At 66.7% G+C, this 21,091-nt stretch carries 18 protein-coding genes; 4 read left to right on the forward strand and 14 right to left on the reverse strand.

Translation table 11 applies throughout. The features are described from left to right. Positions 1-147: 147 nt before the first annotated feature. From NWE53_RS00470 to NWE53_RS00480, 3 genes are all read left to right on the forward strand, one after another. Positions 148-486 carry an Hpt domain-containing protein gene (locus NWE53_RS00470; protein ID WP_265052446.1) on the forward strand — a complete coding sequence of 113 codons (339 nt, stop codon included), beginning with the start codon at positions 148-150 and terminating at the stop codon, positions 484-486. An 85-nt stretch (positions 487-571) separates the two neighbouring features. Then, a complete protein-coding gene (locus NWE53_RS00475) occupies positions 572-892 on the forward strand; it encodes a 2Fe-2S iron-sulfur cluster-binding protein (protein WP_265052447.1) in 321 nt (106 codons plus the stop codon). Between the two features lie 290 nt (positions 893-1,182). After that, positions 1,183-1,605 (forward strand): universal stress protein, encoded by a 423-nt coding sequence (locus tag NWE53_RS00480; RefSeq protein WP_265052448.1) that lies wholly within the window; start codon positions 1,183-1,185, stop codon positions 1,603-1,605. A gap of 3 nt (positions 1,606-1,608) precedes the next feature. On the opposite strand, the gene NWE53_RS00485 is transcribed toward NWE53_RS00480, so the two are convergent. The 10 genes from NWE53_RS00485 to xdhA form a co-directional block, all read right to left on the reverse strand. Further along, positions 1,609-2,205, reverse strand: coding sequence for a hypothetical protein (locus NWE53_RS00485; protein WP_265052449.1), 597 nt, complete (start codon positions 2,203-2,205; stop codon positions 1,609-1,611). 145 nt (positions 2,206-2,350) lie between these two features. Continuing rightward, positions 2,351-3,526, reverse strand: coding sequence for a vWA domain-containing protein (locus NWE53_RS00490; RefSeq protein WP_265052450.1), 1,176 nt, complete (start codon positions 3,524-3,526; stop codon positions 2,351-2,353). Positions 3,527-3,609: 83 nt separating this feature from the next. Beyond that, complete coding sequence (locus tag NWE53_RS00495; protein WP_265052451.1) at positions 3,610-3,882, reverse strand: HU family DNA-binding protein; 273 nt, start codon at positions 3,880-3,882, stop codon at positions 3,610-3,612. Positions 3,883-4,207: 325 nt separating this feature from the next. Beyond that, a complete protein-coding gene (locus tag NWE53_RS00500) occupies positions 4,208-5,287 on the reverse strand; it encodes a BMP family ABC transporter substrate-binding protein (RefSeq protein ID WP_265052452.1) in 1,080 nt (359 codons plus the stop codon). A gap of 30 nt (positions 5,288-5,317) precedes the next feature. Further along, the gene (locus tag NWE53_RS00505; protein WP_265052453.1) at positions 5,318-6,241 is read right to left on the reverse strand and encodes an ABC transporter permease; all 924 of its coding nucleotides are present in this window, start codon (positions 6,239-6,241) and stop codon (positions 5,318-5,320) included. Between the two features lie 181 nt (positions 6,242-6,422). Continuing rightward, entirely contained in the window at positions 6,423-7,487 is a 1,065-nt protein-coding gene (locus NWE53_RS00510) for an ABC transporter permease (protein WP_265052454.1), read from the reverse strand. After that, positions 7,480-9,024, reverse strand: a complete 1,545-nt coding sequence (locus NWE53_RS00515) for an ABC transporter ATP-binding protein (protein WP_265052455.1) — start codon at positions 9,022-9,024, stop codon at positions 7,480-7,482. The genes NWE53_RS00510 and NWE53_RS00515 overlap by 8 nt, the downstream gene beginning before the upstream one ends. Beyond that, positions 9,008-9,850, reverse strand: a complete 843-nt coding sequence (gene xdhC, locus NWE53_RS00520; protein ID WP_265052456.1) for a xanthine dehydrogenase accessory protein XdhC — start codon at positions 9,848-9,850, stop codon at positions 9,008-9,010. The genes NWE53_RS00515 and xdhC overlap by 17 nt, the downstream gene beginning before the upstream one ends. A gap of 178 nt (positions 9,851-10,028) precedes the next feature. Next, positions 10,029-12,389, reverse strand: a complete 2,361-nt coding sequence (xdhB, locus tag NWE53_RS00525; protein WP_265052457.1) for a xanthine dehydrogenase molybdopterin binding subunit — start codon at positions 12,387-12,389, stop codon at positions 10,029-10,031. Then, positions 12,382-13,872: a xanthine dehydrogenase small subunit gene (xdhA, locus tag NWE53_RS00530; protein WP_265052458.1), complete on the reverse strand. Its 1,491-nt coding sequence runs from the start codon at positions 13,870-13,872 to the stop codon at positions 12,382-12,384. Before xdhA ends, xdhB begins: the two co-directional genes overlap by 8 nt. 244 nt (positions 13,873-14,116) lie before the next feature. Here xdhA and guaD point away from each other — a divergent pair, with 244 nt between their 5' ends. Continuing rightward, positions 14,117-15,442 (forward strand): guanine deaminase, encoded by a 1,326-nt coding sequence (gene guaD / locus NWE53_RS00535; RefSeq protein ID WP_265052459.1) that lies wholly within the window; start codon positions 14,117-14,119, stop codon positions 15,440-15,442. 83 nt (positions 15,443-15,525) lie between these two features. On the opposite strand, the gene NWE53_RS00540 is transcribed toward guaD, so the two are convergent. The 4 genes from NWE53_RS00540 to NWE53_RS00555 all read right to left on the reverse strand — a co-directional run bounded on the left by NWE53_RS00540 (position 15,526) and on the right by NWE53_RS00555 (position 21,026). Further along, a complete protein-coding gene (locus NWE53_RS00540; protein WP_265052460.1) occupies positions 15,526-16,383 on the reverse strand; it encodes a D-amino-acid transaminase in 858 nt (285 codons plus the stop codon). A gap of 112 nt (positions 16,384-16,495) precedes the next feature. Next, positions 16,496-18,097: a peptide ABC transporter substrate-binding protein gene (locus NWE53_RS00545; protein WP_265052461.1), complete on the reverse strand. Its 1,602-nt coding sequence runs from the start codon at positions 18,095-18,097 to the stop codon at positions 16,496-16,498. A gap of 144 nt (positions 18,098-18,241) precedes the next feature. Next, entirely contained in the window at positions 18,242-20,542 is a 2,301-nt protein-coding gene (locus NWE53_RS00550; RefSeq protein ID WP_265052462.1) for an NADP-dependent malic enzyme, read from the reverse strand. A gap of 247 nt (positions 20,543-20,789) precedes the next feature. Then, entirely contained in the window at positions 20,790-21,026 is a 237-nt protein-coding gene (locus NWE53_RS00555) for an Lrp/AsnC ligand binding domain-containing protein (protein ID WP_038361355.1), read from the reverse strand. Positions 21,027-21,091 lie beyond the last annotated feature (65 nt).

A 21,091-nucleotide genomic window follows, 5' to 3' on the forward strand; every position in this document is an offset into this window, starting at 1 on the left:
GGTAGTGGAGCCCCGGACCCTTGGAAACCCATTTGAGTGCTCGATTCACAAACGTCGTTAACGCCTCGTTCACCATCATGGCGCTTCTTGGAGGGGGTAAGACCGCTCGTGCGGCCGTCAGATGTTCATGCGTTCACGAGTTCCCTCATGTCCCAGAATGCCATCGATACCGAGCACCTCTCCCGCCAGAGCGGCGGCGATCACGAGCTCGAGCGCGAGCTGCTGACGCTGTTCGCCCAGCAATGCGTCGCGCATCTGCGCACCATCCACGGGAGCGCCGACAGGAAGGCCAGGATGGACGCGGCCCATACGCTGAAGGGTGCGGCGCTCGCGATCGGCGCCTGGCAGGTCGCGGAAGCAGCCGACAGGATCGAGCACGGCCTCGGCGAGCCGGAGCCGCGCCTGACCGAAAGCGCCCTGGACGCGCTGGCGCTGGCCGCGGCCGAGGCGCGGGCCGTGATCTCGCGCTTCGATTGCGCGGCCTGATAGGGTCGCTGCCGCGCGAAACCCCGTTCCGCGCCGCTTTGAAATGCTCTAAGCGGAGCCCGTCATCGCGCCGCCGGAGTGCCTCATGCCGAATATCACCTTCATCGACGCTCATGGAGAGAGCCGCACCGTCGAGGGCGAGACCGGCTCCACCGTGATGGAGACGGCGATCCGCAACGCGATCCCCGGCATCGAGGCGGAATGCGGCGGCGCCTGCGCCTGCGCCACCTGCCACGTCTACGTCGACGATGCCTGGATGGCATCCGTCGGCCCTGCCGAGCCGATGGAGGAGGACATGCTGGACTTCGCCTTCGACGTCCGTCCGAACTCGCGCCTCTCCTGCCAGATCCGGATCCGCGACAACCTCGACGGCCTCATCGTCCGCACGCCAGCGCGCCAGGGCTAGAGCGAGGTGACTTCTCTGAACCGCAGCGCGTCCCGGCCTTGAGCCGGATCCGTCGGAGGGTTCCGGAGCTCGGCGATGGATCCCGGATCGGCGCTGCGGAGTTTATCCTTGGGCCGACCAAAAGTCGAACCCGAGGGCAGCTTGTCCGGGATGACGCCCTTTCTACGTTGGAAATCAGCAGGTGCTGGCCTGACGCGCGACGCCGCGCCGCATCGTGCATTTTGCGCTGGATCATGGCGCCCGCGCTGTCAAACTCCAGAATGGTTCTGCAACCAGCCTTGGAGGATACGATGTACAAGTCGATCATGGTCCCCGTCGATCTCGCGGAGGCCGAGCTCGCCGGGCCGGCGCTCGCGGCTGCCGTATCCTTCGCCAAGATTTCGGGCGGGACGGTGCGGCTCGTCTATGTCCGCTCGCTGATCCCTATCACCTACATGGAGTTCGTGCCGGCGGACTTCGATTCCGAGCAGCAGGAGGATGCCGAGGCGAAGCTCGCCGAGATCGCCGCCAAAGTCGACCTGCCCTCCGAGCAGGTCTCGGCCAAGGTGCTGATCGGCTCGGTCCATGGCGAGGTGCTGGCCGAAGCGGACGCCAGCGGCGCCGACCTCATCGTCATCGGTTCGCATGAGCCCGGCATGCTGGCTTATGTCATCGGCTCGAACGCGTCAGCGATCGTGCGCCGGGCCAAATGCTCGGTGCTGGTGGTTCGTTGAACTTCAGCCCGGCCGGCCGGGGACGAGGCTGTCCGGCACTTCGCCGGTCGCAAGCTCGCGCGGCCGGTTGAGGCTGACGAGCGGCCAGACCTGCCAGAACGAGGCGGCCACCAGGAGGATGCCGAGCAGCGCGGCATTGGTCGCGCCCTGCTGGAACGCCCGCAGCGAGAAGACGGTCAGCATCAGCAGCGACAGCGCCCCGACGATGGCGACGCCGAGCCAGATCGGTTTCGGCCGGCCCGCGACGAAGCGGGCGCGCGGATTGGCCCGCGCGATCGCGGCGCACAGGGCCGCGACGAAGTGGTGGTAGCGCGCATCGTCGCGGTCGAGATCGGTCAGGGAACGCCAGGACAGATTGCCGAAGGTCACGGTCCGGCCGTCGCTGAGCCGAAGCTGCGTCTTGTAGCCCTTCGAGGAGATGTTGCCCGGCGCGTAGACGAAGCGGACCTGCTCGACGGCGCTGAGCCGGATGCTGTCGACCCGGCGCGTCCGGTCGATCTCGAGCGTATCGCCGTCCAGCTTGTAGGCGATCTCGAAGCCGACCGGCTTCGGGCGCTGGCGCCAGCTCGGCGGAGGGGCGTCGTCTTGATCGTTCGTCATGGCCGGTAGTTAAAGCATCGGCCCGAAAAGTGGAATGCGGTTTTCGGGAAAGCCGATGCAAGATCAAAGCCCTACGGCATCGGGCCGAATACGGATGCTGTCGGGCATTCCGGCCGCTCAGGGGAAGCGCACCGATCGTCGGGGGTCAGCGCGCGAGAACCTTCATGGCGCCGTCGAGCCCGTCGAGCGTCAGCGGGAACATGCGCCCGCCCATCAGCCCCCCGATCTGGCGGATCGACTGGGTGTAGTTCCACAGGTGCTGCTGGACCGGGTTGAGCCACACCGATTTCGGGAATTTCGCGGTCAGCCTGTTCACCCAGACCTCGCCGGTCTCCTCGTTCCAGTGCTCGACCGAGCCGCCGGGCATCGCGATCTCGTAGGGGCTCATCGAGGCATCGCCGACGAAGACCAGCCGGTAATCGCCCGGATAGGTCCGCAGCACGTCCCAGGTCGCGATCTGCTGGTCGTGGCGCCGCCGGTTCTCCTTCCACACCCGCTCATAGGGGCAGTTGTGGAAATAAAAATGCTCGAAATGCTTGAACTCCGCCCGCGCGGCCGAGAACAGCTCCTCGGCCAGCTCGATATGCCAGTCCATCGAGCCGCCGACATCGAGGAAGAGCAGCACCTTGACGGCGTTGCGGCGCTCGGGCCGGAGCTGGACGTCGAGATAGCCGTGCTTGGCGGTCTCGCTGATCGTGGTGTCGAGATCGAGTTCCTCGGCCGCGCCCGTGCGGGCGAAGCGGCGCAGGCGCCTCAGCGCGATGCGCAGGTTGCGCACGCCGAGTTCGCGCGTGTCGTCGAAATCCTTGAACTCGCGCTTGTCCCAGACCTTCACCGCCCGGAAGTTGCGGTTCTTGTCCTGGCCGATGCGGATGCCTTCGGGATTGTAGCCATAGGCGCCGAAAGGTGAGGTGCCTCCGGTGCCGATCCATTTGTTGCCGCCCTGGTGACGGCCCTTCTGCTCGTCGAGCCGCGCTTTAAGCGTCTCCCAGAGCTTCTCCCAGCCCAGCGCTTCGAGCTGTGCCTTCTCTTCGTCGGTCAGGAATTTTTCAGCGAGCTTGCGCAGCCATTCCTCGGGAATGCCGGCCTGCTCGATGGCCTGGCCAAGCGTCTCCATGCCCTTGAACACCTGGGCGAAGACCTGGTCGAACTTGTCGAGATGGCGCTCGTCCTTCACCAGCGTGACGCGGGCGAGATAATAGAACTCGTCGACCCTGTGTTCGGCGAGATCGGCCTCGACGCCTTCGAGCAGCGTCAGATACTCGCGCAGGGTCACGGGGACCTTGGCGGCGCGCAGATCGGTGAAGAGGCGAAGGAACATGCCGCTAATGTGAGGGCATGGTGCGCAGGGTCAAGCAGCGTCCACGTCTGATGCGCGAACGCTGCCTGATCCCGATGCTGGCTTTACGCCACCGCGTCGGCAAGGTCCTTGGTGACCTTGAACTTCACGACGGTCTTGGCGGGAACCTTGATGGTCGCGCCGGTCGAGGGGTTGCGGGCCTCGCGGGCTTCGCGCTTGGCGGCGGAGAGCTTGCCGATGCCGCCGAGCGTGACGTCGTCGCCGCTCTTCAGCGTCTTGGCGACGGTCGTGCCGAGAGACGCCAGGATGGCGGAAACGTCCGCCTTGGTCTTGCCGGTCTCGTCGGCGATGGCGGCAATCAGTTCATTCTTGGTCATGAAAATCCTCCTTGAGAAGGTGCTTCAGGCGTCGCGTGCTGGACTACGGCCGTTCATGCTGGTTTCCGACACGAGCGACCGCGACACATTGCTGCTATTCGCGGCGCGCAACTCACGCAGTTGCCACGGTTATCGCGGAAAGACGATGCCCGTGGCGGTAGATACGCACAGAAAACGGCTTCGTTCCGCCGATCGAGGGTTTGACGACGCGGTCTGGGCGGGGCTGAGGGGTTGCGGGACCGCCCGCTGACGCAGGCAGAGGCGGGCACGGCGCGAATCGCAGCGCCGGCGGAGGGAAGCCCGCCAGCGCTGGTGGACAGTAGGCTCAAGCCTGGATGCCGTCGACGTACCAGTCCATCTTGGAGAGCATCTCGTCGCTGGCCTTCTCGCCGGCCTTGAGGCGCACGACGCCCTTCTGGTCCTTCAATTCGCCGGTGAAGGGGTGGAGCGTGCCGGCCGAAATGCCCTTGATCACCTCGTCGGCGGCGGCGCGGGCCGCAGGTGTGACCGCATCGTTATAAGGCGCGATCCGAACCATGCCGGCCTTGAGACCGTCCCAGACGTCGCCGGTCTTCCAGGTGCCGTCCATCACGTCCTTGACGCGCTTGATGTAGTAGCCCGACCAGTCGTCGACGATGGCGGTGAGATGCGCCTTGGGCGCGAAGGCCTTCATGTCGGAGGCCTGGCCGAAGGCGAAGACGCCGCGCTGCTCGGCCGCCTGCAACGGCGCCGCCGAATCGGTGTGCTGGGTGATCATGTCCGCGCCCTGGTCGATCAGCGCCTTGGCGGCGTCGGCTTCCTTGGCCGGGTCGTACCAGGTCGAGGCCCAGACGACCTTGGTCTTGAAGTTCGGGTTCACCTTGCGCGCGGCGAGATGGAAGGCGTTGATGCCCATCACCACCTCGGGGATCGGGAAGGAGGCGACATAGCCGGCCTGGCCGGTCTTCGACATGTGGCCGGCGATGGTGCCGATCACGGCGCGGCCTTCGTAGAAGCGGGCGTTGTAGGTCGCGACGTTGTCGGCACGGATATAGCCGGTGGCGTGCTCGAAATGGATCTTCGGGAACTGCTTGGCGACCTGGATGGTCGGGTTCATGAAGCCGAACGAGGTCGCGAAGATCAGCTGGTTTCCGGCCTGGGCGAGCTGGCGGATGGCGCGGGCCGCGTCCGGCCCTTCGGCGACGTTCTCGAGGAAGCTCGTCTTGATCTTGGAGCCGTATTCCTTCTCGAGGGCGAGGCGCCCCTGGTCATGGGTCCAGGTGTAGCCATGGTCGCCGATCGGGCCGACATAGACGAAGCCGATGCCGAGCGGGGCCTGTGCCGAGGCGCCGCGGCCGAGAATGGGCAGGGTCGAGGCGGCGGCCGCCCCGAAGGTCAGCCTGCGGCGGGTGATGATGCTGGTCATGAGGTGAACTCCCCGTTGTCGGTTGCGGCGTCAGGACGCCGAGAAGGGTTTGCCGAGGCAGGCCGGTGCGTCGAGTCGGCCGGTCTTTCGTCCTAGCGACATCATGGTCAGAACCGCAATCGTCGCAAGGTAGGGGGCCATCGCCAGCACCTCGGGCGCGAGCCAGCTGATGCCGGCGGCCTTGGCCTGCAGCTCCAGCGTCATCACCGCGCCGAAGAGATAGGCGCCGAGCAGGAGGCGGCCCGGCTTCCAGGCCGAGAAGACGACGAGCGCCAGCGCGATCCAGCCGCGCCCGGCGGTCAGACGTTCGGCCCACATCGGCGTCAGCGCCAGCGAGAAATAAGCGCCGCCCAGCCCCGCCAGCGCGCCGCCGAAGGCGACGGCGGCATAGCGGATGGCGATCACCGGATAGCCGATCGCATGAGCGGAGCCGTCATTCTCCCCGACGGCGCGCAGGATCAGCCCCGGGCGCGTGCGCCGCAGGAAGAAGCCGACGCCCGCGACCAGGATCAGCGAGAGATAGACGAGGAGATCGTGCCCGAAGATCACCCGCAGCACCGGGTGTTCCGACAGCGCCGCGGGAAACACCGGCTGCAGCCGCGTCACAGTCCGCCCGACGAAGCCGGCCCCGACCAGCGAGGAGGCGCCGATGCCGAAGATCGTCAGCGCAAGCCCGGTCGCCACCTGATTGGCCATCAGCGAGAGCGAAAGCACCGCGAAGACCATGGAGGCCGCGACGCCGGCGAAGGCCGCCGCAACGAGGCCGAAGCCGGTGCTGCCGGTCGAGAAGGCGACGGCGAAGCCGGCGACCGCGCCGCACAGCATCATCCCCTCGACGCCGAGATTGAGCACGCCGGCCTTCTCGGCGACGAGCTCGCCCAAGGCCGCGAGCAGCAACGGCGTCGAGGCCGCGATCAGCGTCATCAGGATGGAGACGAGCATGGTGGTGGTCATGGAAACGCACCGTCATTCCGGGGCTTCGCGCAGCGAAGAGCCCGGAACCCAGAAGCGCGGGTCGATCCTGAAAAGGCGCCGCAAGCTCCCCTGCTGATGAAAAGAGGGCATCGATTCTGGGTTCCGGGCTGAAGCCTTCGGTTTGCCCCGGAATGACGTCGGAGATTGGTGGGAATTGCCGTCACGCCACCCTCCGCCTCCAGACGATCCGCCACCGCACCAGCACGTCGGTCGCGAGCAGCATGAACAGCAGCATCGCCTGGAACATGCCGGTTGCCGCCTGCGGCAGGCGCACGGTCGACTGCGCGATCTCGCCGCCGACATAGGTCGCGGCCAGAACGATGCCGCCGAAGACGATGCCGAGCGGGTGCAGCCGCCCAAGAAACGCGACGATGATCGCCGTAAAGCCGTATCCGACCGGGAATTGCGGCGTGAGCTGCCCGAACGGGCCGGCAGCCTCGAACAGCCCGGCGAGGCCTGCCAGCGCGCCGCCGATCAGCAGCGTCGCCCATGTCGTGCGCGCGGCACTGAAGCCGCCATGGCGGGCCGCCGCAGGCGCCAGCCCCACCACCTTCACGGCATAGCCGGCCGTCGTCTTCTCCATGAGCAGCCAGGCGACGACCGCAAGCAGCAGCGCGACGGGGATGCCGAGATGGGCGAGAGAGCCCTCCCACATCGTCGGCAGCGTCTGGTCGGCTGTGAACATCCGCGTCTGCGGGAAGTTGAAGCCCTCCGGATCCTTCCACGGCCCGCGCACGAGGAAATACAGGAACTGGACCGCGACATAGGTCAGCATCAGGCTGGTCAGGATCTCGCTGACCTGCAGTTTCACCCGCAGGAATGCCGGGATCGCGGCCCAGGCCATGCCGCCAAGGATACCCGCAAGCACCATGGCGGGCAGGATCCACCACCCCGTCATGCCGTAAGTCAGCAGTGCGACGCCCGTGCCGGCGATGGCGCCCATGATGTATTGCCCCTCGGCGCCGATGTTCCAGACATTGGCCCGGAAGCCGATCGCGAGCCCGAGTGCGATCATGATGAGCGGCGCGCCCTTCACGCCGATATCGGCCCAGCGCTGCGGTTCCAGGAACGGCGTCAGGAAGATGCTACCGACGGCATGGAAACCGTCATAGCCCATGGCGGTGAAGACGATCATGCCGAGCAGCATGGTCAGCACGATCGCGATCAGCGGGCTCAAGGCCAGCATCGGCATGCTCGGCTCGCGGCGGCGGCGCCACTCAAGCATGCGCCGTCTCCGCGCCATGGACGCCGCCCATCATCAGGCCGATCTCATCGATGCCGAGGCTGGCGACGGGGCGCGGCACCGACAGCCGGCCTTCGTTGATGACGCAGAGCCGGTCGGCGAGTTCGAGCAGCTCGTCGAGATCCTGCGAGATCACCACCACGGCCGAGCCCTTGGCGGCGAGGTCGACAAGCTCCTGCCGGATCGCGGCGGCCGCGCCAGCATCGACGCCCCAGGTCGGCTGCGAGACGACGAGAACGGCGGGCTGCTGGCCGATCTCGCGGCCCATGATGAACTTCTGCAGATTGCCGCCCGAGAGTGAGCGGGCGAGGGCACCATTGCCGGTGGTTCTGACGTCGAAGAGCTTGATGACGCTGTCTGCGAAGCGCCGGACACTGCCGCGGCTGATGAAGCCGTGCGGCGCCAGCGGCAGGCGGTGGCGTGCGGTCAGGACGCCGTTGTCGGCGAGCGAGAAATCCGGCACGGCGGCATGGCCGTTGCGCTCCTCGGGCACGCAGGCGAGGCCGAGAGCCCGACGCGGGCCGGCGCCTTCGAAGCCGATCGCCTTGCCGTCGAGCCTGATCGCCTCGGCATTGGCGGCCAGCTGTTCGCCCGAGAGTGCGGTCAGCAGTTCTGCCTGCCCGTTGCCGGCCACACCGGCGATGCCGAGGATCTCGCCGGCCCGCGCCTCGAACGAGACGTTCTCCAGATCGGTACCGAAAGGCGGCTCGCCGGGGAGGGACAGTCCGTTGGCCTCCAGTCGGACCGCTCCGGCCACGGCCGCCTTGCCGTGTTCGATCTTGCGCAGCTCCGCGCCGATCATCAGCTCGGCCATGCGCTTGGTCGTCTCGACCTTGGGGTCGCAGGTCGCGACCACGCGCCCGCCGCGCAGGATGGTGGCGCTGTCGCAGAGCGCCTTGATCTCATGCAGCTTGTGCGAAATGTAGAGGATCGAGCAGCCGCCCAGTGCGATCTGGCGCAGCGTCGCGAACAGGCGCTCGACCTCCTGCGGCGTCAGCACCGAGGTCGGCTCGTCCATGATCAGCAGCTTCGGCTTCTGCAGCAAGCAGCGCACGATCTCGATGCGCTGGCGCTCGCCGACCGAGAGCGTATGCACCTCCCGGTCAGGATCGAGCGGCAACGAATAGGATTGCAGGATCGCGGCGACACGGAGCTTCAGCTCCTCGCGGTCCACCGCCTCGTCGAGCCCGAGCGCGATGTTCTCGATCACCGTCATCGCGTCGAACAGCGAGAAATGCTGGAAGACCATGCCGATGCCGAGCCTGCGCGCGGCCTTGGGCGAGGGGATCGCGACGGGCGAGCCGTTCCAGTGGATCGTGCCTTCGTCGGCCTGCTGCACGCCGTAGATGATCTTGACCAGCGTCGACTTGCCGGCCCCGTTCTCGCCGAGCAAGGCGTGGATTTCGCCGGGTTTGACGCTCAGGCTGATGTCTTCGTTGGCTTTGACGCCTGGGAAGCTCTTGGAGATATGGGCGAGCGCCAGCCGCGGCGGCACATCCTGCTCACGCGGCGGATTCATGTCTGGCCCGTCTCCCTTTCGCCGGCTGCCGGCGGCCAAGCAAGCAACGCACCAGCTCGGCTGCCGTCAAGGCCGCGATCACCTCCGGGCGCTTGTCGTCCACATCCGAACCACCGATAGGGCATGTCAATCGCGCCAGCGCCTCGCGCCGGCCACCGCTGCGCAGGAAGCTCGCCGCGAAGCGCGCGCGCTTGGTGGCGGAGCCGATCATGCCGACATAGGCGGCATCGCCCCGCGCCAGCGCCGCTTCCGCCAGCCGGTAATCCAGCGCGTGGCTATGCGAGAGCACGACGACAGCGGCACCTTGCGGCGCTCCCGCCATCGCATCCACGGGGTCGGCCATGCGGATGCAGGTCACGGCAGGGGGCAGCCCGGTCATGACGTCGTCGCGGTCGTCGATGAGGGAGACCGAAAAGGGCAGCGCCGCCAGCGCTTTCGCCAACGCACGCCCGGTATGGCCGGCGCCGAAGATCAGGACCGGCGGCCGCGCCGCCGCTTCCGCCTTCTCGCGCGCGGCGATCATGGCGCGCTCGGCCGAACCGCAATGGCGCAGCGAAACGCGCACCCGGCCGCCGCAGCACTGCCCCATCTGCGGGCCGAGCGGGATGTCGAGCAACTGGCCCTCGGCGCCTTCGCTCAGCATGTGCCGGGCGAGGTCGATGCAGTGAAACTCGAGCTGACCGCCGCCGATGGTCCCGGCGACGGCACTCGCGCTGACGGCCATGCAGGCGCCGGCCTCGCGCGGTGTCGAGCCTTCGGCGGCCTCGATCCGGACGAGGACGATGCCTTCGTGGCCATGTGCGGCGAGGAAGGCGGAGAGGGTCATGTCTCACCTCCGCCGTCATTCCGGGGCGGGTCGCAGGCCCGAGCCCGGAACCCATAACCGCAGCTATGGCAGGAAAGAGCGGGTACCGTGACGCTCTTGCGAGCACCATCGGCGGTTATGGGTTCCGGGCTCTTCGCTGCGCGAAGCCCCGGAATGACGTGGGAGGTTGTTCCGAACCTCAACGTCCCGCCTCCACCCTGACCCGCTCCACCGCATCCAGCACCCGCTCGGGCGTCGCCGGCGCATCGAGGCGGGGGCAGACCCGGTAATCCGCCACGCTCGCCACCGCATCCGACAGCGCATGGAGCACGCAGATCGCCAGCATCAGCGGCGGCTCGCCGACGGCCTTCGAGCGATGGATCGTCGGCTCACGGTTCGGCGCGTTCTCCAAGAGATGCACGTTGAAAATGCGTGGCCGGTCGGAGGCGACGGGGATCTTGTAGGTCGAGGGCGCATGGGTCCAGAGCCGGCCCTTCTTGTCCCAGACCAGCTCCTCGGTCGTCAGCCAGCCCATGCCTTGCACGAAGCCGCCCTCGATCTGGCCCTTGTCGATCGACGGGTTCAGCGGCTGCCCGCAATCATGCAGGATATCGACCCGCTCGACCTTGTATTCGCCGGTCAGCGTATCGATGGCGACCTCTGCCGCCGCCGCGCCATAGGCGAAATAATAGAAGGGATGGCCGCGCCCGGCCTTGCGGTCCCAATGGATCTTCGGCGTGGCGTAGAAGCCGGTGGCGGAGAGCTGGATGCGCGCCATGTAAGCGGCCTGGATCAGCTCCCCGAAAGCGATGTCGCGGGGGCCGATCTTCACCCGCCCCGGCAGGAAGGCGATGTCTTCCGGCCGCTCCTGCCAGTGCTTCGCCGCGAATTCGGTCAGCCGCTTCTTTATCGTCTCGCAGGCATCGAGCGCGGCCATGCCGTTGAGGTCGGAACCCGAAGAGGCTGCGGTGGCCGAGGTGTTCGGTACCTTGCCGGTAGTGGTCGCGGTGATCTTGATCTGGTCGAGCGCGATGCCGAAGGCCTGCGCCACGACTTGCGCAACCTTGATGTAGAGCCCTTGCCCCATCTCGGTGCCGCCATGGTTCAGCGCGACCGTGCCGTCGGTATAGACATGCACTAGCGCGCCGGCCTGGTTGAACCAGGTCGCGGTGAAGGAGATGCCGAATTTCACCGGCGTCAGCGCAATGCCGCGCTTGACGATGAGGCTTTTCGCGTTGGCCTCCCGGATCGCCGCCTTGCGCTCCTGATAGTCTGAGCGCCGCTCCAGCTCGGCGATGACCTCGGCGGCGATATTATCCTCGACCGTCTGGTGATAGGGCGTAACGTCCCGGCCAAGTCCTTCACTGGAAGAATTGCCGCCATAGAGGTTACGCCGCCGCACCTCCAGCGGGTCGAGCCCTGTCGCGAAGGCGACCTCTTCGATGAAGCGCTCGGCCCCGACCATGCCCTGCGGTCCGCCGAAGCCGCGGAAGGCGGTGTTCGAGCAGGTATGCGTCCGCAGCGGTTCCGAGCGGGCGCGCACGGCCGGGTAGAAATAGCAATTGTCCATGTGGAACAGGGCGCGGTCCGTCACCGGGCCTGAGAGATCGGCGTTCCAGCCGCAGCGCGCGGCATAGACCGCGTCGACGGCGTGGATGCGGCCCTCGTCGTCGAAGCCGATCTCGTAGTCGCAGACGAAATCATGGCGCTTGCCGGTGATCGCCATATCGTCGTCGCGGTCCGGCCGGAGCTTCACCGGGCGCCTGAGCCTGCGCGCGCAGATCGCCGCGACGCAGGCGAAGAGATTGGCTTGCGTCTCCTTGCCGCCGAAACCGCCGCCCATGCGCCGGACCTCGACGGTCACCGCATGCGAGCCGACACCGAGCACGGCGGCGACCATGTGCTGGACCTCGCTCGGATGCTGGGTCGAGACCAGCACGAGCATGTCCTCGTCCTCGCCGGGGACGGCGAGCGCGATCTGGCTTTCGAGGTAGAAATGCTCCTGACCGCCGATCGCCATCGAGCCGGTCAGCCGACGCGGGCTCGCGGCCAGCGCCGCGGCGAGGTCTCCGCGTTCGAGCTTCAACGGATCCGTGACGAGCGTCCCGCCGGCGGCTCTTGCGGCGGCGATGTCGATGAGCGGCGCTTCCTCCGCATAGTCGGCCTTGGCTAGGGCCGCCGCATGGCGCGCTTGCTCGCGTGTTTCGGCGACGACCGCGAAAAGCGGCTGGCCGTGAAACAGGACCGCATCCGTCGCGAAGAGCGGCTCGTCATGGCGGTGCGTCGAGGAGATGTCGTTGGCGCCGGGCACATCCGCGGCCGTCAGCACCGCGACGACGCCGGGCGCCTGCCTCACCGGATCGAGATCGAGCGAGATCAGCCGGCCGTGGGCGATGCCGCTCGTGCCGAGATAGGCGTGGAGCAGGCCTTCCGGCGCGGCGATGTCGTCGATGTAGAACGCTTCGCCCGCGACATGCTTGATCGCCGAGTCGTGGATGCGGGCGCTGCCCACCGGCCCGGCCTCGATGGCGATATCCAGCTTGCGGCGCGCGTCAGCCATGGGCGACCTCCGCCAGCAGGCCGGCAACGCGGGTTTGCCCCGTGGGCGCCGTCGTCTCGATCAGGAAGCGCCGCAGCAGATTGCCGGCGACCTTCAGGCGATAGGTGGCCGAAGCGCGCATGTCGCTGAGCGGCGTGAAATCCTGTGGCAGGGCGGCGATGGCAGCGGCGACGGCTGTCTCATCCCATGGCTGGCCGAGCAGTGCCTCTTCCGCCGCCTTGGCCCGCTTGGGAATGCCGGCCATGCCGCCATAGGCGAGCCGCGCCTCGCTGACTCGGCCATCCGGCCCCAGTCGCAGGTGGAAGGCGCAGCAAATGGCGGAGATATCCTCGTCGAAGCGCTTCGACACCTTGGAGACGTGGAACTGCGCGTCCGTCCCCAGTTTCGGCACCAGCACCGCCTCGACGAATTCGTCCGGGTGGCGGTCCTGCTTGCGGTAGTCTAGGAAGAAGCTTTCGAGAGGGATCGTGCGGCGTTCGATGCCGTTTGCGCCTTGGCGCGCCAGCACCAGCGTCGCGTCGAGCGCGATCAGGGCCGGCGGCAGGTCTCCGATCGGCGAGCCGTTGGCGATGTTGCCGCCGATCGTGCCGGCATTGCGCACCTGCTCGCCGCCGAACCGCCGCATCAGCTCGTCGAGCTGCGGCGAGAGTCGGGCGAGGGCGGTCCTGACGTCGATATGGCTCGCCATCGCGCCGAAGCGCAGGTGATCGCCCTTGTCCTCGATTTCGCGCAACGCCTCGATCCGCCCGAGATAGATCACCGGATCGAGCCGCTTCATGCCCTTGGTGACCCAGAGCCCGACATCGGTGGCGCCCGCGACCAGCGTCGCCTGCGGGTGAGCGGCGACGAGCTCGGCCAGGCCCTCGGTCGTCGCGGGCGCATGGAAGCTCCGGCCGGAGCCATCGAGCTTCAGCGTCTCCTCGTCCCGCAACGCCATGAGCCGTTCGGCGACGGCCGCGCGGTCGCGCAGGAAATGGTCCTGCTCGCGCGGCGCGATTTCGTCCATGCGCCGTCCGGCGGCGATGATCGGCTCGTAGCCGGTGCAGCGGCAGAGATTGCCGGCCAGCGCATCCTCGATCCGCCCGATGCCGGGCTCGGCTTCGTTCAGGCGTAGCGCCAGCAGCGACATCACGAAGCCCGGCGTGCAGAAGCCGCATTGCGAGCCATGGCATTCCACCATCGCTTGCTGCACCGGGTGCAGGCTGCCATCCGATCCCTTGAGATGCTCCACCGTGAGAAGCTGGCAGCCGTCCAGCGTCGGCAGGAAGCGGATGCAGGCGTTGATCGCCTCATAGCGCAGCCGGCTGCCATCGAGCCGGCCGACGACGACGGTGCAGGCGCCGCAATCGCCCTCGGCACAGCCTTCCTTCGTGCCGGTCATGCGCCTGTCGAGGCGCAGCCAGTCGAGCACCGTCAGCGTCGGGTCGCAGCGATCGATCTCGATCAGCGCGTCGCCGAGCAGGAAGCGCAGGGTGTCACGCATGGTGCGGACCTCCGTCCGGCTTCCATTGTAACGAGGTCATTCCGGGCTTGGCCCGGGATCCATGCCGGAGCGCGTCCGGCGAAGGTTCAGGCATGGATCCCGGATCTCCGCTTCGCTGCGTCCGGGATGACCACCGCCGGGTAATGCACGACTTCATGCCCTCAGATTAGGCACGATCCGCGCTTGGCCGGAAGCTTTGATTTGGTGCAGATGTGACGTGGATTTGTGCTGGAGCCCGCCGAACGTGACTGCCCCCACCGCCATCCGCGCCCTGCGCGGCCGCCTGCTCTGGTTCGTCGATGATCCCTGGACCGCGGGAGAGGCCGCGCATCGGTTCATTGCGGATGGGCTGCTCGTCATCGAGGGCGGGCTCGTCAAGGCGGCAGGCGAGGCGAAGGCGCTGCTGCCGACGCTGCCGGCCGATGTCGAGATCTTGGACCACCGGCCGCATCTGATCATGCCCGGCTTCATCGACGCGCACATCCACATGCCGCAGACGCAGGTTGTCGCCTCCTATGGCGCGCAGCTGATGGAGTGGCTGAACAAATACACCTTCGTCGAGGAGCAGAAGCTCGGCCAGCAGGGCCATGCCGAGAAGCTCTCGCGGTTCTTCCTCGACGAATTGCTTGCGAGCGGCACCACCACGGCGGCGGTCTACTGCTCGGTGCATTCGCAGTCGGCGGACGCTTTCTTTGCCGAATCCGAGCGACGCAACACCCGCATGATCGCCGGCAAGGTGATGATGGATCGCAACGCGCCGGAAGCGCTGAGCGATACGGCCGAAAGCGGCTATCGCGAATCGAAGGCGCTGATCGCGCGCTGGCACGGCAAGGGCCGGCAGCTCTATGGGATCACGCCACGCTTCGCCGTGACCTCGACGCCGGAGCAGCTGGCCGCGGCCGGGCAACTCGCGGCCGAGCATCCGGGCTGCCACGTCCAGACCCATATCAACGAGAACCGGGCCGAGATCGCCTTCGCCCGCAAGCTCTATCCCCAGGCCGCGGATTATGCCGACATCTACAGGGGCTATGGCCTGCTCGGGCCCAGGAGCCTGATGGGCCATTGTATCCACATGACCCACAATGAGTGGCAGGCTTTTGCGGAGACCGGCGCAGTCGCCGTGTTCTGCCCGACCTCGAACCTGTTTCTCGGCTCAGGCCTGTTCGACTGGGCCCATGCCCGCCAACGCGGCGTCAAGGTGGCGGTCGCGACCGATATCGGCGGCGGCACCTCCTATTCGATGCTGCGGACCATGGCCGAGGCCTACAAGGTGCTGCAGTTGCAGGGGCAGTCGCTGTCCGCCTTCGCGGCGCTGCACGCGATCACGCTGGGCAATGCCGCCGCGCTCGGCCTCGATCATCTGGTCGGATCGTTCGAGCCCGGCCGCGAGGCCGATGCCGTGGTGCTCGATACCGGTGCGACGCGGGCGATGGCGCACCGGCTGGAGACGGCGCGCGATCTGGCAGAGGAGCTTTTCGTGCTCGTCACGCTCGGCGACGAACGCAACGTCGCCGCGACCTATGTGATGGGGGAACGCACCGCTGGAGCGTCATTCTCGGGCGGCGCCTAGCGCCGACCCGAGAATCTCATGCCGAGATAGCTGGTTTCCGAGATGGCCGGGTCAAGCCCGACCATGACGGCTGTTCAGGCAATTCAGCCCAGCGCGCCGCCCTTGCGGGCATGGTCGATATAAATCTCGCGCAGGCGCAGCGTCGCCGGGCCGGGCGCGCCGTTATGGATCGTGTGGCTGTCAATCGTGGTCACCGGCATGACGAGGCTGGTCGCGGAGGTGATGAAGGCCTCCTCGGCGTCGATCGCCTCTTCCAGCGTGAATTCGCGCTCCTCGAAGGAGAAGCCCGACTCCGCCAGGAAGGCGAGCACGGCCTTGCGGGTGATGCCCGGCAGCACCTTGTTCGAGAGCGGGCGCGAGATCAGCGTCTTGCCCTTGACGATCCAGGCGGTGGAGGAGGCGCCCTCAGTCACGACGCCGTCCTCGACGAGCCAGGCTTCCTGCGCGCCGCTCTCCAGCGCGAACTGCTTGGCAAGGACCGGCGCCAGCAGGTTGACGCTCTTGATGTCGCGCCGCGCCCAGCGCAAATCCGGCGTCGAGACGACCTTGATGCCGGTCTTGGCGCCCGGCGCATTCACGAAGTTCCGCGCCTGGGTGAACATCACCAGCGTCGGCTGGACATCCTTCGGGAAGGGGAAGTCGCGATCGGCCGCGCCGCGCGAGACCTGCAGGTAGATGCCGCCCTCGTCGAGGCCGTTGCGCTTGATCAGCTCCTCGTGGATCGCGACGAGCTCGGCCTTCGCCCAGGGCAGCGCCAGCCGGATCTCGCCGCAGGAGCGTTCGAGGCGGGCCAGATGCGCCTCGCAATCGACGAGCTTGCCGCCGATCACCGCCGAGACCTCGTAGATGCCGTCGCCGAAGATGAAGCCGCGGTCGAACACGGAAATCTTCGCCTCTTCCTCGGGAAGATAGGCGCCATTGACATAGACGATACGGCTCATCGCTGCGGACTCGCTGGATGGAAAAGGACGCGCCCTTCCTAGCGAAGCTTCGCAGCGGTTGCGAGCACCAAGGCAGGGAAACCGCCCGGCGTCTGGCGCAGGGCCGGCTTGCCTATGGTTTAAGGCTCAGGAAGCGGGTTGGGATCGCGCCGCGCAGGTTCTGCTCGAAGCCGGCGAGCTTCGGCGAAACCAGGTTCTTCGTCGAATAGTGAAGCACCGGAATCCAGGGTTCCTCGGTGATGACGATGCTGTCGGCCTCGCGCAGGATCGCGGCGCGTCGGGCGATATCGAGTTCGTCGGCGGCGAGCTTCATCAGCGCGTCGAATTGCGGATTACTGTATTTGCCGATGTTGAAGCCGGCATTGTCGCTCTGGAACAGGAACAGGAAGTTCTGCGGGTCGGAATAGTCGCCGATCCAGCCATAGCGGGCGACATCGAAATCGCCGCCTTCCCGCAGATAGGCGAAATGCGTGCGGTAATCGGTCTCGACGAAGCGGGTTTCGACCCCGATGGCGCGCCACTGCTCGGCGATCGCTTCAGCCGTGTGGCGGTTGTTGTCGGTGGTGTTGAAGCGGAACTCGATATCGAGCGGCACGCCGCTGCCGAAGCCGGCCGAGGCCAGCAGGCGCTTGGCCTCGTCCTCGCGCTCCAGCACCGAGCTGTAGCGGAAATCGAGTTCGGCGCGCTCGCCGTAATTGCCGATATGCGGCGGCACCACGCCATAGGCCGGCAGCATCGTGCCGCCCCAGATCCGGTCTGCGATGAATTCGCGGTCGAGTTGCAGCGACAGCGCCCGGCGAACGCGAGCGTCGTCGAAGGGCGGCTTGGCGCTGTTGATGATCAGGAAATAGGTCGCGAGATAGGGGCCGATGCGGACCTGCTCGCCGAGCTTTTGCTTCAGCTGCTTGAATTGGTCGGCCGGAATGTCCGTGGTCAGGTGCAGTTCGCCGGCCTGGAAGCGCCGCGCCGCCGCCACGAGGTCGGAGGCCGGATAGAAGATCACCGTATCGATCTTCACATTCGCCGCGTCGTGGAAATGCGGATTGCGGTCGAGCCGGATATGCGAATTCGGGGCGAACTCCTTGATGCTGTAGGCGCCGTTGGTGATCAGGTTCTCTGCCCGTCCCGGCTCCGGCGTCGCGGTGGCGGCGCTCGCCGGGTGGACGGGCAGGGCGCTCTGATGGGTCAGCAGTTCGACGAGATAGGGCGTCGGCCGTTCGAGCGCGATTTCCAGCGTCCGCTCGTCGACAGCCGAAACGCCGAGACTGTCGAGCGACGAGCCGGCCGCCGCCTTGTGGATCGCCTCGGCATTGCGGAGCGGGTAGAGCAGGTTGGCGTATCTGGCGCCGATTTCGGGGTTCAGGATGCGGCGGAAGGAATAGACGAAGTCTGCGGCCCTGACCGGATCGCCATTGGACCATTTCGCATTGGCGCGCAGTGAAAAGCGCCAGAGCTTGCCGTCCGGGCTCATCGTCCAGCTCTCGGCGACGCCGGGGACGACTTCCCCCCTCATGTTGTGGATGACGAGGCCTTCGCGCAGATCGCGCAGCAGGTGGGCTTCGGCGACTGTCGAGGTCTTGTGCGGATCGAGCGTTTCCGGATCGCCATCATTGCCGCGATGGAAGACGATCCGGCCCTGTGCCGTCGCGGCACGGGTCGCGGCCAGGATGGCGGCGAGCGCCAAAGGTGCGTTGCGGCGCGTGACATCGAGCATGGCAACCTCCCTTCAAGCGGGCGTCGTTGCGAGCGATGCCCGACTTGAAGGGAAGTAGAACCTGACTGAGTGAGTCTGCCAAGCCGGAAAACGACGCCCATGTCGTCGTTTTCACGCCTGGACTGTCAGGAGCTGGCTACAGGCCTAGCGGCCCGCCGCCTTCGCCGCGCTCTCCTGCGCCTCGACGACGGCGACGGCGGTCATGTTGACCACGCCGCGGGCCGTCACCGAGCTGGTGAGGATATGGGCCGGCTTCGCCGTGCCGATCAGGATCGGCCCGACCGGCAGCGCATCGGCCAGCACCTTGGCGAACTGATAGGCGATGTTGGCGGCGTCGAGATTGGGGAAGATCAGGACGTTGGCCATGTCCTTCAGCGTCGAGGAGGGCAGGACGCGCTCGCGGATCAGCGGCACCAGCGCCGTGTCGGCCTCCATCTCGCCGTCGCATTCGAGCTGCGGCGCGCGCTCCCGGATCAGCTTCAGCGCCTTGCGCATCTTGAGCGAGGTCGGGGTGTCCGCCGCGCCGAAATCCGAATGCGAGAGCAGCGCGATCTTGGGCTCCAGGCCGAAGCGCTGGACATGATTGGCCGCCAGCACGGTCATGTCCGCGATCTCCTCGGCGGTCGGATCGTGCTTCACATGCGTGTCGGAGAGGAAGAAGGCGCCCTTGTTGGTGATGATCAGCGTCATCGCCGCGATGTCGCAGACATTGGGCGCCAGGCCGATGATGTCCTTGATGTGCCGCAGCCGCGACATGAACCGGCCTTCGAGACCGGAGATCATCGCATCGGCCTCACCACGCGCCACGGCCAGCGCCGCGATCACCGTGTTGTTGGTGCGCACCAGCGCGCGCGCCGCTTCCGGCGTGATGCCGCGCCGGCCGGCGATGTCGAGATAGGTCTGGACGTAGTCGCGATAGCGCGGATCGTCTTCCGGGTTGATCACTTCGAAGTCGACGCCGGGCTTCAGCGACAGGCCGAAGCGCTGGATGCGGGTCTCGATCACGCTCGGGCGGCCGATCAGGATCGGGATGGCGAGCCCTTCCTCCAGCGCGACCTGGGCGGCGCGCAGCACGCGCTCGTCCTCGCCCTCGGCATAGATCACGCGCTTGGGGTCGGCCTTGGCCTGCTGGAATAGCGGCTTCATCAGGAAGCCGGAGCGGAAGACGAAGCGCGAAAGCTGGTCGCGATAGGCCTCGACATCGACCAACGGCTTGCGCGCCACGCCAGTCGCCATCGCGGCCTCGGCCACGGCGGGGGCGATCCGCATGATCAGGCGCGGATCGAACGGGTTCGGGATCAGCGAGTTCGCGCCGAAGGTCGAGGCCTCGCCACCATAGGCGCGGGCCGCGATGTCGGAGGTCGCCTCGCGGGCGAGCGCCGCGATGGCGCGCACCGCGGCGAGCTTCATCGCCTCGTTGATCGTCGTCGCCTGCACGTCGAGCGCGCCGCGGAAGATATAGGGGAAGCACAGGACGTTGTTGACCTGGTTCGGGTAGTCCGAGCGGCCGGTGCAGATCATCGCGTCGGGGCGCACCGCGAGCGCATCCTCCGGCGTGATCTCGGGATTCGGGTTGGCGAGCGCCAGGATCAGAGGCTTCGCCGCCATGCTCTTGGCCATTTCGGGCTTGAGCACGCCGGCAGCCGAGAGGCCGAGGAAGACATCCGCGCCGCCGATGACGTCGGCGAGCGTGCGGGCGTCGGTCTCCTGCGCATAGATCTCCTTCCAGCGATCCATCAGCGTGTTGCGGCCCTTGTAGACCACGCCGTCGAGATCGGTGACCCAGATGTTCTTGCGCTGCGCGCCGAGCTCGACCAGCAGGTTCAGGCAGGCGAGCGCGGCGGCGCCCGCTCCGGAAACCACGATCTTGACGTCGGCGATCTTCTTGGCGGCGAGGTCGAGCCCGTTCAGCACAGCGGCCGAGACGATGATCGCCGTGCCGTGCTGGTCGTCATGGAAAACCGGAATCTTCATCCGGGCCTTGAGCTGCTCCTCGATCTCGAAGCATTCCGGGCCCTTGATGTCCTCGAGGTTGATGCCGCCGAAGGTCGGCTCCAGCGCCGCGACCACCTCGACGAACTTCTCGATGTTCTTCTGTTCGACCTCGATGTCGAAGCAGTCGATCCCCGCGAATTTCTTGAACAGGACCGCCTTGCCCTCCATCACCGGCTTGGAGGCGAGGGGGCCGATATCGCCGAGGCCCAGCACGGCAGTGCCGTTGGTGATGACGGCGACGAGGTTCTGGCGCGAGGTGAGTTCGGCGGCTTCCGACGGATCGTCGACGATCGCCTCGCAGGCGGCGGCGACGCCGGGCGAATAGGCGAGCGCCAGGTCGCGCTGATTGCCGAGCGGCTTGGTCGCCTGGATCTCGAGCTTACCGGGCCGGGGCTGGCGATGATAGACGAGCGCGCCCGAGCGCAGATCGTTAGAGAGAGTGCTTTTCATAGCGCGCGTTCATCCCCGCAATCCGAATGTTGCTGGTCGCGCGAAAGCCCCTACGGCGTCAAGCGGTCAGGATGCCTCAACTGGCAGCGCGTTGCCGGGGAGGGAGCCACGCCCGGTTGAATCAATCTATGAAGGACGTGAATCACGCACTGAGCCAACCGTCGCAACCTGCTGGCCTGATTCAGGAAATGGCATCCTGAAACGACGCTGGACCGGTCAGGCCCGGATATCGATGGCCGATGCGGGCTCAGAACGCCTTGAAGGTGATGATCGTGTGGGTGTCGGCGATCTCGGGTATCGACTGCACCTTCTGCGCGACGAAATGGCCGATATCGACATCGGCCGCGACATGGAATTTGGCGAGGATGTCGTAGTTGCCGGCGGTCGAGTAGATCTCGGAGGCGATCTCGCGATCGGCCAGCTCGCTGGCGACCTCGTAGGTCTTGCCGAGCTTGCATTTGATCTCGACGAAGAAGGTCTGCATCGCGCGCTCCGAAACTCTGATGCGGTCTGGATAGGGCATCGGCCCGAAAAGTGGAATGCGGTTTT

Origin of the sequence: Bosea sp. NBC_00550, from assembly GCF_026020075.1 — a bacterium.
Classification (GTDB): domain Bacteria; phylum Pseudomonadota; class Alphaproteobacteria; order Rhizobiales; family Beijerinckiaceae; genus Allobosea.

Bases quoted from the DNA above. Each gene is read 5' to 3' on its own strand.
- NWE53_RS00505 (WP_265052453.1), bottom strand. From the start codon at position 6,241: ATGACCACCACCATGCTCGTCTCCATCCTGATGACGCTGATCGCGGCC.
- NWE53_RS00545 (WP_265052461.1), bottom strand. From the start codon at position 18,097: ATGCTCGATGTCACGCGCCGCAACGCACCTTTGGCGCTCGCCGCCATC.
- NWE53_RS00500 (WP_265052452.1), bottom strand. From the start codon at position 5,287: ATGACCAGCATCATCACCCGCCGCAGGCTGACCTTCGGGGCGGCCGCC.
- NWE53_RS00495 (WP_265052451.1), bottom strand. From the start codon at position 3,882: ATGACCAAGAATGAACTGATTGCCGCCATCGCCGACGAGACCGGCAAG.
- NWE53_RS00515 (WP_265052455.1), bottom strand. From the start codon at position 9,024: ATGAATCCGCCGCGTGAGCAGGATGTGCCGCCGCGGCTGGCGCTCGCC.
- NWE53_RS00555 (WP_038361355.1), bottom strand. From the start codon at position 21,026: ATGCAGACCTTCTTCGTCGAGATCAAATGCAAGCTCGGCAAGACCTAC.
- xdhA (WP_265052458.1), bottom strand. From the start codon at position 13,872: ATGCGTGACACCCTGCGCTTCCTGCTCGGCGACGCGCTGATCGAGATC.
- NWE53_RS00540 (WP_265052460.1), bottom strand. From the start codon at position 16,383: ATGAGCCGTATCGTCTATGTCAATGGCGCCTATCTTCCCGAGGAAGAG.
- NWE53_RS00550 (WP_265052462.1), bottom strand. From the start codon at position 20,542: ATGAAAAGCACTCTCTCTAACGATCTGCGCTCGGGCGCGCTCGTCTAT.
- NWE53_RS00475 (WP_265052447.1), top strand. From the start codon at position 572: ATGCCGAATATCACCTTCATCGACGCTCATGGAGAGAGCCGCACCGTC.
- NWE53_RS00510 (WP_265052454.1), bottom strand. From the start codon at position 7,487: ATGCTTGAGTGGCGCCGCCGCCGCGAGCCGAGCATGCCGATGCTGGCC.
- NWE53_RS00490 (WP_265052450.1), bottom strand. From the start codon at position 3,526: ATGTTCCTTCGCCTCTTCACCGATCTGCGCGCCGCCAAGGTCCCCGTG.
- NWE53_RS00485 (WP_265052449.1), bottom strand. From the start codon at position 2,205: ATGACGAACGATCAAGACGACGCCCCTCCGCCGAGCTGGCGCCAGCGC.
- NWE53_RS00470 (WP_265052446.1), top strand. From the start codon at position 148: ATGTCCCAGAATGCCATCGATACCGAGCACCTCTCCCGCCAGAGCGGC.
- NWE53_RS00480 (WP_265052448.1), top strand. From the start codon at position 1,183: ATGTACAAGTCGATCATGGTCCCCGTCGATCTCGCGGAGGCCGAGCTC.
- xdhB (WP_265052457.1), bottom strand. From the start codon at position 12,389: ATGGCTGACGCGCGCCGCAAGCTGGATATCGCCATCGAGGCCGGGCCG.
- xdhC (WP_265052456.1), bottom strand. From the start codon at position 9,850: ATGACCCTCTCCGCCTTCCTCGCCGCACATGGCCACGAAGGCATCGTC.